The sequence below is a fragment of the Haloechinothrix aidingensis genome, from assembly GCF_013450155.1.
Taxonomy (GTDB): domain Bacteria; phylum Actinomycetota; class Actinomycetes; order Mycobacteriales; family Pseudonocardiaceae; genus Haloechinothrix; species Haloechinothrix aidingensis.
The window spans coordinates 60,838-73,224 of sequence record NZ_JACCKD010000009.1 but is presented as its reverse complement, the minus strand read 5'-3'; the positions used below and the strand labels follow the sequence as shown (position 1 = coordinate 73,224).

At 72.1% G+C, this 12,387-nt stretch carries 9 protein-coding genes; 8 read left to right on the top strand and 1 reads right to left on the bottom strand.

Going from position 1 to position 12,387, the window contains the following annotated elements; genetic code table 11:
- Positions 1-94 precede the first annotated feature (94 nt).
- From H0B56_RS20665 to H0B56_RS20655, 3 genes are all read left to right on the top strand, one after another.
- Positions 95-928 (top strand): TIGR02569 family protein, encoded by an 834-nt coding sequence (locus tag H0B56_RS20665; protein ID WP_343063982.1) that lies wholly within the window; start codon positions 95-97, stop codon positions 926-928.
- A gap of 121 nt (positions 929-1,049) precedes the next feature.
- On the top strand, positions 1,050-3,191 hold the full coding sequence (locus H0B56_RS20660) for a molybdopterin oxidoreductase family protein (protein ID WP_180894778.1): 2,142 nt from the start codon (positions 1,050-1,052) through the stop codon (positions 3,189-3,191).
- On the top strand, positions 3,188-4,660 hold the full coding sequence (locus H0B56_RS20655) for an FAD-dependent oxidoreductase (RefSeq protein ID WP_180894777.1): 1,473 nt from the start codon (positions 3,188-3,190) through the stop codon (positions 4,658-4,660). Before H0B56_RS20660 ends, H0B56_RS20655 begins: the two co-directional genes overlap by 4 nt.
- Positions 4,661-4,669: 9 nt before the next feature.
- Here the strand turns inward: H0B56_RS20655 and H0B56_RS20650 are convergent, their stop codons facing one another.
- The gene (locus H0B56_RS20650) at positions 4,670-5,617 is read right to left on the bottom strand and encodes a hypothetical protein (protein ID WP_180894776.1); all 948 of its coding nucleotides are present in this window, start codon (positions 5,615-5,617) and stop codon (positions 4,670-4,672) included.
- A gap of 364 nt (positions 5,618-5,981) precedes the next feature.
- Here H0B56_RS20650 and H0B56_RS20645 point away from each other — a divergent pair, with 364 nt between their 5' ends.
- The 5 genes from H0B56_RS20645 (at position 5,982) to H0B56_RS20625 (ending at position 12,360) form a co-directional block, all read left to right on the top strand.
- Positions 5,982-7,373, top strand: coding sequence for an MFS transporter (locus H0B56_RS20645; RefSeq protein ID WP_180894775.1), 1,392 nt, complete (start codon positions 5,982-5,984; stop codon positions 7,371-7,373).
- A gap of 131 nt (positions 7,374-7,504) precedes the next feature.
- Complete coding sequence (gene nirB / locus H0B56_RS20640) at positions 7,505-10,027, top strand: nitrite reductase large subunit NirB (protein WP_180894774.1); 2,523 nt, start codon at positions 7,505-7,507, stop codon at positions 10,025-10,027.
- On the top strand, positions 10,024-10,389 hold the full coding sequence (nirD, locus tag H0B56_RS20635; RefSeq protein WP_180894773.1) for a nitrite reductase small subunit NirD: 366 nt from the start codon (positions 10,024-10,026) through the stop codon (positions 10,387-10,389). Before nirB ends, nirD begins: the two co-directional genes overlap by 4 nt.
- Positions 10,386-11,591 (top strand): uroporphyrinogen-III synthase, encoded by a 1,206-nt coding sequence (locus H0B56_RS20630; RefSeq protein WP_343063981.1) that lies wholly within the window; start codon positions 10,386-10,388, stop codon positions 11,589-11,591. The genes nirD and H0B56_RS20630 overlap by 4 nt, the downstream gene beginning before the upstream one ends.
- A complete protein-coding gene (locus H0B56_RS20625) occupies positions 11,545-12,360 on the top strand; it encodes a sirohydrochlorin chelatase (RefSeq protein ID WP_246361383.1) in 816 nt (271 codons plus the stop codon). Before H0B56_RS20630 ends, H0B56_RS20625 begins: the two co-directional genes overlap by 47 nt.
- Positions 12,361-12,387: the final 27 nt, after the last annotated feature.

Below are 12,387 nucleotides of genomic sequence, written 5' to 3'. Positions count from 1 at the left end.
GCCGTAGTCGCCCACAGGTGGGGTCGTTGCCCGGGCGGGCCGGGCGCGACGGAGGGTTGGTGGATGCGGGCACCGCACCACTACAGTCCTGGGAGTGCGCGAGCAACGATCGCAGGACCGCCTCGAACCTTTCGCGCGTCCGGCCCGGCACATCTGCGCGGCCTTCGGCGCCGATCCCGACTCGCTCGAACCCGCCGAGGGCGACGGGACGTGGCGGAGCGGCTCGGTCGTGCTGCGGCCGGTAGCCGACCAGCTCGAGTCGACCTGGGTGGCGCGTGCACTGCACTCGGTCGACATTCCCGATGTACGCATCGCCCGGCCGCTGCGGGCCACGGACGGGCGGCAGATCATCGGCGGCTGGGTCGCCTACCGCGACATCGCCGCCGAGCCCGGTGAGGTCCGCAGGCCCCGGCTCGACGAGGTGGTTCTGACCTCGGTGAAGCTGCATCGGGCGCTCACCGGTATCCCCCGCCCGGAGTTCCTGCGGCGCCGCGCGGGCGCATGGGCGCGAGCCGACCGGATGGCATGGGGCGAGGAGGACGCCGAGCTGGCCGAGGGCGCGGGTGGCCGCTGGTTCGAGATCCTCGCGGCGTCCGCGCGCCCCGTGACGCTACCGGACCAGCTGGTGCACGGTGACCTGTACCGGAGCCTGCGATGGGTGGACGGTGCCGGTCCGGTCGTGCTGGATTTCCGCCCGTTCTACCGCCCCGCGGAGTGGGCGACCGCGCTGGTGGTCGTCGACGCCATAGCCGAGGGGGAAGCGGGTGTCGGTCTCGCACAAGGGTGGGCACACCTGCCCGAGTGGTCCCAGATGCTGCTGCGTGCGATGCTGTTCCGGCTGGCGACGCACGCGCTCGACCCCGATTCCGGACCGTCCGCGCTGGACGGCCTGCGTTCGGCGGCCGGCATCGTCAGCGAGCTGGTCTAGGGCGTGTCCCGCGCACCGCGCGAGCGGCACACCGCGCGCGAGATGTTAAGTCGTCGAAACCTCGATGCGCCTGCCTGTAACACCCGGTGGCTACGGTCGGCCGGGAACGAGGGAGGTGCCCATGCAGACGGACCAGCCCGCTGAGGTGCAGGCAGCGGCGCGCGGGAGCGCCCCCACGCACTGCCCCTACTGCGCGCTGCAGTGCGGGATGCGGGTGGAGGCCACGCAGGGGGCGGTCACGGTGGCCCCGCGAGAGTTCCCCGCCAACGGTGGTGGCCTGTGCCAGAAGGGTTGGACGTCGGCCGCGCTGCTGGATTCCCCCGCGCGGCTGACCACCCCGCTCGTGCGCGAGCGGGGACAGCTGCGCCCCGCGGGCTGGGACGAGGCACTGGATACCGTCGCCGCGGGATTGGGCCGGATCCGTGCCGAGCACGGGGCGGACGCGGTCGGCGTGTTCGGCGGTGGAGGGCTGACCAACGAGAAGTGCTACGCGCTGGGCAAGTTCGCCCGCGTGGCGCTGGGTACCTCGAACATCGACTACAATGGACGGTTCTGCATGTCCTCGGCGGCGGCCGCGGGCACGAGGGCGTTCGGCATGGACCGCGGTATGCCGTTCCCGGTGACCGACCTCGCGGGCGCGGACGCGATCCTGCTCGCCGGGTCGAACCCGGTCGAGACCATGCCCCCGTTCGCCCAGCACCTCAGCGGCGCGAGCGGCTGCGAGGGGCTGGTCGTCGTCGACCCGCGCCGGACGCCGACCGCCGCGCGCGCGAACCTGCACCTGCAACCCGCCCCCGGAACCGATCTCGCGCTCGCGCTCGGAATCCTGCACGCGGCCGTCGCCGGAGGGCATCTCGACACCGAGTACGTGCGCACGCGCACCGACGGGTTCGACGCCGCCTGGCAGCAGGCCGCGTCCTGGTGGCCGGAACGGGTGGAGCGGATCACCGGGGTCGCGGCGGCCGACCAGCGCCGGGCGGCCGCGATGCTGGCCGGGGCCCGCAACGCCTACGTGCTGACCGCGCGGGGCACCGAGCAGCACGCGGACGGCACGGACACGGTCTCCGGCTGGATCAACCTCGCCCTGGCGCTCGGCCTGCCCGGCCGTGCCGGTTCCGGCTACGGCTGCCTGACCGGCCAGGGTAACGGCCAGGGCGGGCGGGAGCACGGCCAGAAGTCCGACCAGTTGCCGGGCTACCGCAAGATCGACGATGCGGCGTCCCGCGCGCACGTGGCCCACCAGTGGGGAATCGCGCCGGAAGACCTACCCGGAGCGGGTCCGTCCGCGTACGAGCTGCTCGACGCCCTCGGCACCGAGCACGGCGCGAAGGCCCTGCTGGTCTTCGGCAGCAACGTCGCCGTCTCGGCGCCCCGGGCCGCGCACGTGACCGACCGCCTCGCCGGGCTCGACTTCCTCGCCGTGGCGGACATCGTGCTGTCCGAGACCGCCGCCATGGCGGACGTGGTGTTCCCTGTCACGCAGTGGGCAGAGGAGGACGGCACGATGACCAACCTGGAAGGCCGGGTGCTGCTGCGGCGCAAGGCCATCGACCCGCCTGCGGGCGTGCGCAGTGACCTCCACGTGCTCGGCGAGCTCGCCACGCGGCTCGGCCAGCCACCCGAGGCCTTCCCCTGCGAGCCGCAACGCGTCTTCGACGAGCTCCGCCGCGTCTCGGCGGGGGGCGTCGCCGACTACGCGGGCATCACCTACGAACGCCTGCGTGACGGTGCGGCGCTGCACTGGCCGGTTCCGGACACGGAGCATCCCGGCACCCCGCGACCGTTCCTGGACCGCTTCGCCCACCCGGACGGCCGCGCGCGGTTCGTGCCCGTGACCTACTCGGGGCCCGCCGAGGGAGCCGACGAGGACTACCCGCTGCTGGCGACCACAGGGCGACTGCTCGCGCATTACCAGTCCGGAGCGCAGACCAGGAACGTCGACGAGCTGATGGCCGTGGACGGCGAAATGTTCGTGGAGGTGCACCCGGACACGGCACGCCGTTACGACCTGTCCGATGGCGAGGCCGCGACGGTGACCTCGCGGCGGGGCACGGTACACGCGGTGGTGCGCTGCGTGCCGTCGATGCGTATGGACACCGTGTTCCTGCCGTTCCACTTCCCCGAGGACAACCGCGCGAACCTGGTCACAAGCACCGCGCTGGACCCGGTGAGCGGGATGCCCGAGTTCAAGGTCTGCGCGGTGCGCCTGGGCCGTGACCGCGGTACCGGCCGGCAGGCGAGCGCGAGGCAGGAGGTCGCATGAACGGAACAGTGGGACGGCCGCGCAACGTGGTGATCGCCGGATACGGGATGGCGGGGGCGCGCCTCGCCGAGAACATCCGCACCCGTGACCCGCGCGGGGAGCGGCTGTCCGTCACGGTGGTCGGCGCCGAGCCGCACGCTGCCTACAACCGGGTGCTGCTGTCCTCGGTCGTCGCCGGAACCCTCCCGCGGGACGCGGTGACGCTGCATCCGGAGTCATGGGCCGCCGAGCACGACGTGACCCTGCGGCTCGGCGAGACCGTGAGCGCGATCGACACCGCGGCGCGCACGGTGCGCGTGCACGGCCCCGACGGCGAGCCCGCGGCACTGGACTACGACGCACTGGTGCTTGCCCAGGGCAGCTCGCCGTGGATCCCACCGGTGGACGGGCTGGTGCACGAGGACGGCTCTCTCGCCACGGGAGTGTGCGCGTTTCGCACCCTGGACGACTGCGCGGAGATCGCGGGCCGGGCGCGCGCGGGTACCCCGGTTGCGGTGATCGGTGGGGGGTTGCTCGGTATCGAGGCCGCGCGGGGCCTGGCGGGCCGCGGGTGCCGGGTCACGGTGATCCACCCGTACTCCCACGTGATGGAGCGGCAGCTCGACCGGGGCGCCGGGGACGTGCTCGCCGGGACGCTCGCCGGGTACGGCATCGAGTTCCGCACGGGCACGACCGCTGCCAGGTACGTGCCCGGTGACGGGGTGAAGCTCGACGACGGCGGTTACGTGCCTGCGGATCTGGTGGTCGTCTCGGCCGGGGTGCGGCCGGAGACCGGGCTCGCCGCGAGCGCCGGTCTCGAGGTCGACAGGGGAATCGTCGTGGACGACTGCCTGCGCACCAGCGATCCCCGGGTGCACGCCATCGGTGACTGTGCGCAGCACCCCGGGACACCACCCGGGCTCGTCCAGCCAGCCTGGGATCAGGCAGGGGTGCTCGCGGACCTGCTCACGGGGGCCGACGGTGCGGGTCGCTACCGGGGGACCGCCGCCGTGACCCGCCTGAAGGCCAGTGGTGTGGACCTGGCCTCGTTCGGGGACGTCGGCGCCGAGCCGGACTCGCCGGACGACGAGGTGGTGTGTCTGAACGACCCGGCGCGGGGCCGCTACGCCAAGCTCGTCCTGCGCGACGACCTGGTCACCGGTGGGGTGCTGCTCGGCGTCCCGGACGCTGCTGCGAACGTCGCGCACCACTACACGCACCGCACACCCGCGCCTGCCGACCGTCTGGCGTTCCTGCTCGGCCGCACGTTGCCGGAGGAGTCCGTGCGCGCACCCAGCCCGGCGAGCATGCCGGGATCGGTCACGGTGTGCGAGTGCAACAACGTGCCCAAGTCCGGGCTGGTCGACGCGTGGCGCCGCGGCGCGCGGTCGGTCTCGGGTCTGGCCGAGGCGACACGGGCGACCACGGGATGCGGCAGCTGCACCGGCCTCGTGCGGGGTATCGCGGACTGGCTGGAGTCCACCGAATGAGGGCCCAGGCTACGTACGCGAGCGGGGCCGGGCGGCCCAGGACCGTACGAGCAACCCCCCTACTGCGGCAAGCGAACCGGCCGCGAACACCTCGACGCGGTTGATTTCGGAAGGCGCGGGAGGCGGCAGCGCCGTCGCCGAGCCGGGCCGCGCCGAGCCCTCGGGGGTCGCACTGCCGGACTCCTCCTGCCCGAGCAGCCCGAACTCCGGGACGTGCCCGTCACGGCCGGGCGCGGAAACGTCCTCGACGACCGCGTCGAACATCTCGTCCGCGCCTTCTTCCGCTGGTGACGGGTCCGGCGCGACGCCGGGTGACGGCGGCGACGGAGGCGAACCGGAAGGTACGGCTCCCGATCGGCCGCTGTCCTCGCTCGAGGTCGCACCGCCTGCGGGCTCGGAGGAGGGACCCGCCGAGGGATCCGCCGTGTCCGACCCGGACTCCGGGGACTCCGCGGGCTCCGTGGACTCCGTGGCCCTGCCGGTCCCGGTGGGCGTGGGTTCCTGCGAGTCGCTCGGCTCGGGCTCCCCGGGCTCCGTGGTCCCGCTGGGTTCGGGTTCCGTTGTCGCGGTGGGCTCCGTTGTCGCGGTGGGTTCGGGCTCGCCCGTCTCACCGGGCTCGCTGGTCGCGGTGGGCTCGGGCTCGCCCGTCTCGCCGGGTTCCGTGGTCTCCGTGGGTTCGCCGGGCTCTGTGGTGCCGGTGGGCTCTGTGGTGCCGGTGGGGCGGGGTTCGGTGGTCCCGGTGGGCGGTGGGTGCTCGGTCGCACTGTCCTCGGGATCCGGCTCGGTGCCGGTCGAGGTAACCGGAGTGGCGGTCTCCGTGCGAGTCTGCGCTGATGTCCCCTGCTCGGCTCCCGCGGCGCCGATCGCGGCCACGGTAGTCCCGAGCCCCACCCCCAGCGCGAGTGCCAGCGCCGCCCCGTAGCTGAGCACCACCCGCTGCACGCGTCGTACGCGCATACCCGACCCCCATGCGGTTGTGTCCGCGCGGGCCCGTGCGGCGTGCTGGGCCCGTCCGTGTACGGCCTCCATTGTGCCGACGAGGAGCGTCCATGACAGCCGACCATGGTCGGGAGCTGTGAACTCGCTCAGGCACTCCACAACAAACCAGCGGCGAGTTGTCGGCGAGCGCGAACTCGGGCGAGCGCGTGACGCGCGCGGTTGCCCGAACGCACGGCAGCGCGACTCCGCTGTGCGCAAGGTGTAGCACCGTCGCCATCGCGACAACGTTGCCGGGAAACAGCCGGCCCATAGCGTGACGTCGAGCTTGTGATCGAACGTGCCCGGCACCCGACTGCCGCGTCGGGACACAGGAGGTGTGGAGATGACCACCGTCATCGAGCCAGCGGTCGAGCAGCGCGTGACCGGACGGAAGGGCCGGTGGATCGATCACTGGGAGCCCGAGGACCCGGAGTTCTGGCGACGCACCGGGCGGCGCGTCGCGAACAGGAACCTGGCGTTCTCGATCCTGGCGGAGAACATCGGGTTCAGTGTCTGGGTGCTGATGAGCATCGTGGTGGTCAACCTCGGTGCCGTCGGGTTCGACTTCGGCGTCAGCCAGACGTTCTGGCTGCTGATCGTGCCGAACCTGGTGGGCGCCGCATTGCGGCTGCCGTACACCTTCGCCATCCCGAGGTTCGGCGGGCGCGCGTTCACCACCGTCAGCGCGTGCCTGCTGATGATCCCCTGCCTGATGCTGGCGTACGCGGTGACCAACCCGGCTACGCCCTACTGGTTCTTCCTGCTCACCGCTGCCGCCATGGGCTTCGGCGGCGGCAATTTCTCCTCGTCGATGGCCAATATCTCGTTCTTCTTCCCGGAGAGGAAGAAGGGGATCGCCCTGGGGCTGAACGCGGCAGCGGGCAACCTCGGTGTCGCGGTCACGCAACTCGTCGTGCCGCTCGTGATCACTATGGGCACCGGGATCAACCTGGCCTATGCCGCCTTGATGTGGATGCCGCTGATCGTGCTGGCCGCGGCGTGCGCGTGGCTGTTCATGGACAGCATCAGCTCCGCGCGGCCGGACGGCGTCTCGTACCGGAACGCGATGAAGAACAAGCACACGTGGGTGGTGTCGATCCTCTACATCGGAACCTTCGGCTCGTTCATCGGGTTCTCCTTCGCGTTCCCCACGTTGATCGGGCTCGCCTTCGACGAGTTCACGTCCTTCGTCGGGCTCGCCTTCCTCGGGGCCCTCATCGGGGCCGTGACCAGGCCGCTCGGTGGCTGGCTCGCGGACAGGACCAGCGGTGCCGCGGTGACCGTGGCGGTGTTCGCGGGGCTGGGCGCCGGTTCGCTCAGCGTGCTGCTGAGCGTGGCCGTGGACAGTTTCGCGCTGTTCTTCGGCTCGTTCATCGTGTTGTTCGTGCTGACCGGGCTCGGCAACGGCTCGACGTACCGGATGATCCCGCTGATCTTCTCCGCGCAGACCCGGGCACGGGCGGCAGGCACCGGCGAGAACCTCGACGTCGCGCTGCGGGCCGCCAAGCGGCAGGGCGGCGCGGTGGTCGGCGTGGCAGGCGCCGTCGGTGCCTTCGGGGGCGTGCTCGTGAACCTGTCGTTCAGCTACTCGCTCGACAAGGCGGGCACGCTCACGCCAGCCCTGCTCGTGCTGGTCGGCTTCTACACCGTGTGCCTGGCTACGACGTGGTGGTTCTACCTGCGGACCCGGGTGGCCGCCGGGCGGTACCCGAGCCTGGCCTACGCCAGGGTGTGAGCAGTTTCGTCGAGGTCACGGCCCCGAGCGGGTGTCGCGCGCGGATGGTAACCCGGACGAAACGTCGGGGAATCAGGCCGGACACGGCGGGCGGTGACGATGTGAGGCAACGCGTTCGCGGAGGTGTATGGATGAGTCGCACGCTCGTTGTCGTCGGGAACGGCATGGTGGGGCACCGCCTGGTCGAGGCGGTCCGCGCCGCCGACGTCGCAGGGGACTGGCACGTCGTCGTGCTCGCCGAGGAAGCACGCCCGGCATACGACCGGGTGGGTTTGTCGTCCTATGTGGACTCATGGGACGCCGGGGCGCTGGTGTTGCCCGGGGCGGACCACGCCACCGATGAGCGCGTCGAGCTGCGGTTGGGCGATCCGGCCTCGGCCGTCGACACCGAACGCAAGGTGGTGACCACGGCGAGCGGGGCGGAGCAACCCTACGACGCCCTCGTACTGGCCACCGGCTCACGCCCGTTCGTCCCGCCGGTCCCCGGACACGACCTACCCGGCTGTTTCGTGTATCGCACGATCGACGACCTGGACGCGATCCACGCGGCCGCGCGGCGCGCGCGGGACGGGCACGGCCGGGCCTCCGGGATCGTGGTCGGCGGGGGATTGCTCGGGCTCGAGGCCGCCAAGGCGTTGCGGGACATGGACCTGTCGCCGCACGTGGTCGAGATGGCGCCGCGGCTGATGCCGCTGCAGATCGACGACGGGGGTGGGGCACTGCTCGCGCGGCTGGTCACCGAGCTCGACGTCACGGTACACACCGCTACCTCGACGGCGGAGATCGTGCGGGACGGGAACAGGCTGGTCGCGCGGCTGGGCAACGGTACCGATCTGGACGCCGACCTCGTCGTGTTCTCCGCGGGCATCCGGCCGAGGGACGACCTGGCCCGCTCCTGCGGGCTGGAGATCGCCGAGCGTGGCGGGGTCCTCGTCGACGAGCAGTGCCGGACCGGGACCGCCGATGTGTACGCCATCGGGGAGTGCGCGGCCGTGCAGGGGACGACCTACGGGCTCGTCGCGCCCGGCTACGCGATGGCCGAGGCGGTGGCCGCGCAGCTGACCTCGGGGCATCCGGCGACCTTCCCCGGCGCGGACACCTCGACCAAGCTGAAGCTGCTCGGTGTCGACGTCGCCAGTTTCGGCGACGCGCATGCCGAGACCGAGGGAGCCCTCGAGGTCGTCGTCAACGACGCCGTCGCGGGCACGTACAAGAAGCTGGTGGTCTCCGATGACGGCACGACCCTCCTCGGCGGGGTTCTGGTCGGCGACACCGGCGAGTTCAACACGCTGCGCACGCTCGTCGGCCGGGCGCTGCCCGATGACCCGGCCGCGATCCTGTCCCCGGACGGGGCGGCAGGCGGCGGCGTCGGGGTCGACGCGCTGCCTGACGAGGCGCAGGTCTGCTCCTGCAATGCCGTGACCAAGGGAGCCATCACGTCCGCGGTCCACGAGGGCGGGTGCGAGTCGGTCTCCGGCCTCAAGGCGTGCACCGGTGCGGGCACCGGATGCGGCTCCTGCGTCCCCCTGCTCAGCAAGCTGCTCGACTCCTGCGGGGTCGAGCAGTCCACGGCGGTCTGCGAGCACTTCCCCCAGTCGAGGTCCGAGCTGTTCGAGATCGTCGCCGGGACGGGCATCGCCACGTTCAGCGAGCTCATCGCCCGGTACGGCAGCGGCAACGGGTGCGCGATCTGCAAACCGGCGGTGGCCTCGATCCTGGCGTCGCTCGGCACCGAGCACATCCTGGACGGCGAGCACGCCACGCTGCAGGACACCAACGACAGGCACCTGGCGAACATGCAGCGCAACGGCACGTACTCGGTGGTCCCGCGGGTGCCTGGTGGGGAGATCACACCGGAGAAGCTGATCGCGATCGGCGAGATAGCCAGGGAGTTCGATCTCTACACCAAGATCACCGGAGGGCAGCGTATCGACATGTTCGGCGCGACGGTCGATGAGCTGCCGCGGATCTGGCGGCGCCTTGTCGACGCGGGGTTCGAGTCGGGGCATGCCTACGGCAAGGCGCTGCGCACGGTGAAGTCCTGTGTCGGCTGGACGTGGTGCCGGTACGGCGTGCAGGACTCGGTCGGCATGGCTGTCGAGCTGGAGCTGCGGTACCGGGGGCTGCGCTCGCCGCACAAGCTCAAGGCAGCCGTGTCCGGCTGCGCCAGGGAGTGCGCCGAGGCACAGAGCAAGGACTTCGGCGTGATCGCGACGGAGCGCGGCTGGAACCTCTACGTCGGCGGCAACGGTGGGGCGTTGCCGAGGCACGCGGATCTCCTGGCATCCGACGTCGACTCGGAAACGCTGGTCCGGCTCATCGACCGGTTCGTGATGTTCTACATCCGCACGGCTGACCGGCTACAGCGGACAGCGCGGTGGCTTGAGGAGATGGACGGCGGTCTCGAGCATCTCCGGTCCGTGATCGTGGACGACAGCCTCGGCATCTGCGCCGAGCTGGAGGCCGCCATGCACGAGCACGTGGCCAACTACGTCGACGAATGGAACGCCGTACTCTCCGATCCGGACAAGCTCGCCCGGTTCACGTCGTTCGTCAACGCCCCGGAGGCGCCCGACCCGACGATCTCCTTCCGCACCGAGCGTGCGCAGAAGGTCCCTGTGCTGCTGGGAACCCCGGAGGTGAGCAGGTCATGAACGCCGGTACCGTGCAGGCCAACGACCGCTCGTCCTGGACCCGCGTCTGCTCCGTCGATGCCGTCCCGCAAGCGGGCGGTGTCGCCGCGCTGCTTCCCGGCGGCGTGCAGGCGGCCGTGTTCCGTGTCCCTTCCGGTGCGGTGTACGCGCTGTCCAATATAGACCCGTTCAGCGGGGCCGCCGTCCTCGCGCGCGGGATCGTCGGTGACACCAACGGGGTGCCGTTCGTCGCGTCGCCGTTGCACAAGGAACGGTTCGACCTGCGCACGGGGGAATGCCTCGACGACGCGTCTGTGCGGGTGAGCAGCTTCGACGTGCTGCTCGACGACGGTGTCGTGTTCGTACGGGAGCCCTGGCCGTGACAACCGCGTGTTCGTGGCCCGAGCTCCCGCCGCTGACCGGCTACACCGTCGGCGTCACAGCGGCGCGGCGCGCGGAGGAGCTCGGTGCCCTGTTCGTGCGGCAGGGGGCCGCGGTCCGCTACGGACCGGCTATCCGGATCATGCCGGTCACCGACGACACGGAGCTGCGGGACAGCACCCGGGACCTGGTCGACAACCCCGCCGACGCCGTCGTCGTGACCAGCGGACTCGGGTTCCGGGGGTGGCTGGAGGCCGCGGAGGCGTGGGGCGGGTGTGACGCGCTGCTCGACATGCTCGGTGGGGCCGAGCTGTACGCGCGTGGCCCGGCGGCCGCGGGCGCGGTTCGCGCCGCCGGACTCGACGCGGGCCGCACCCCGGCATCGGCGAGTACGGCCGGGCTGCTGGAGGAGCTGATCGCCTCGGGCGTGGCCGGGCGGCGCATCGCGGTCCAGCAACACGGTGAGCCGCTTCCGCAACTCGCCGGCGCGTTGCGCGCCGCCGGTGCTGAGGTGGTCGACGTCGCGGTGTACCGCTGGGTGCGGCCACCGGACCCGGAGCCGCTCGACCGGATCATCGACGACACGGTGGACGGGCTGATCGACGCCTTGCCGTTCACCAGCGCGCCCGCAGCGGCGAGCATGCTGGCCAGGGCGGGAAGTACCAGGCGGTACGGGCCGCTTGTCGCGGCGATGCGGCGCGACGTGCTGGTCGCCGCGGTCGGACCGGCCGCGGCCGGACCTCTCGCCTCGGCCGGTGTGCCCGTGCTGCGGCCGTCCCGCGCGCGGATGGGCGCGCTGGCGTACACCCTGTCGTGCGAGCTGACCGAGCGGGCTCCGACGATCCGGGTAGCCGGGCACACCCTGCAGGTTCGTGGCCAGGCCGTGGTCGTGGACGGCGGGCTGCGTGAACTCGCCCCGGCTCCGATGGCGGTTCTCCGGGCGCTGGCAGGCAACCCCGGCGTGGTCGTCTCCCGCAGGGATCTGCTGGCGAGCCTGCCCAACGGCGGGGAGGAGCACGCGGTGGAGACGGCGGTCGGCAGGCTCAGGACGGCACTCGGGGACCCGCGCATCGTGCAGACCGTTGTCAAGCGGGGATACCGCCTGGCGATCCCGGAAGCCGAGGTCGCGGCTCCGGCGCCGGCATCGGGTGCGCCGGATGCGGGCCCGGCAGGCCCGGCAGGCGAGGCCGTGCTCGGGTGGTGAGGGCATGCTGGTACTCGCCGCGCACGGCACGCGCGCCCCGGAGGGCGAGCGCGTGATCGAGCAGCTCGCCTCCGGTGTCCGGCAGGTGTTGCGCGACACCGATGTACGGGTCGCCTACGCGGACGTGCGCGCCCCGAGCGTCACCGACGTCCTCGCCGAGGAGACCGCGCCCGCTGTGGTCGTTCCGGCGTTCCTGGGCAGCGGCTACCACGTCCGTACCGACATCCCGGGCCAGATCGCGGCGAGCGGCCACGACCGTGTGGTGCTGGCTCCGGCGTTCGGTCCGGCACCCGAGCTGATCGGAGTGCTGCTCGAGCGCCTCCGTGCCGCCGGGTACACGCGGCGGCACAGCGTGGTCCTCGCCGCGGCGGGTTCCAGCGACCCGCGTGCGCTGATGGGTGCGCACGACGTCGCCTACGCGCTCGCCGCGCGGATCGGCGCGCCGGTACGCATCGGGTACGCGGCGACCGCGAGCCCGAGCGTCGCCGACGCCGTCGGTGAGCTGCGCACCGCAACGGGGGGCCGGGTGGCCGTGGCATCCTGGCTACTGGCCCCAGGGCTGTTCCAGCGCACGCTCACCGCCTGTGGCGCCGATGCCGTCGCCGAGCCGCTGTGCCGGGACGCGGCAGGCCGCGCGGACGTGCCGAGCCGGGTCGTCGACCTGGTCGTCCGCCGGTACCTGCAGGCATGGCGCGGTTGGCGGCCCACCGTGCTCGCGGGATCCTCACCCGCGGGCTGCGATGATGGGGAACATGACCGTATCCCGTGAGATGCCGTGGCCCGCGACGAGCGGGGT

Excerpts from the sequence above, each read along its gene's own strand:
- H0B56_RS20660 (WP_180894778.1), top strand. The coding sequence starts at position 1,050 with ATGCAGACGGACCAGCCCGCTGAGGTGCAGGCAGCGGCGCGCGGGAGC.
- H0B56_RS20655 (WP_180894777.1), top strand. The coding sequence starts at position 3,188 with ATGAACGGAACAGTGGGACGGCCGCGCAACGTGGTGATCGCCGGATAC.
- H0B56_RS20650 (WP_180894776.1), bottom strand. The coding sequence starts at position 5,617 with ATGCGCGTACGACGCGTGCAGCGGGTGGTGCTCAGCTACGGGGCGGCG.
- H0B56_RS20645 (WP_180894775.1), top strand. The coding sequence starts at position 5,982 with ATGACCACCGTCATCGAGCCAGCGGTCGAGCAGCGCGTGACCGGACGG.
- nirB (WP_180894774.1), top strand. The coding sequence starts at position 7,505 with ATGAGTCGCACGCTCGTTGTCGTCGGGAACGGCATGGTGGGGCACCGC.
- nirD (WP_180894773.1), top strand. The coding sequence starts at position 10,024 with ATGAACGCCGGTACCGTGCAGGCCAACGACCGCTCGTCCTGGACCCGC.
- H0B56_RS20625 (WP_246361383.1), top strand. The coding sequence starts at position 11,545 with ATGCGGGCCCGGCAGGCCCGGCAGGCGAGGCCGTGCTCGGGTGGTGAG.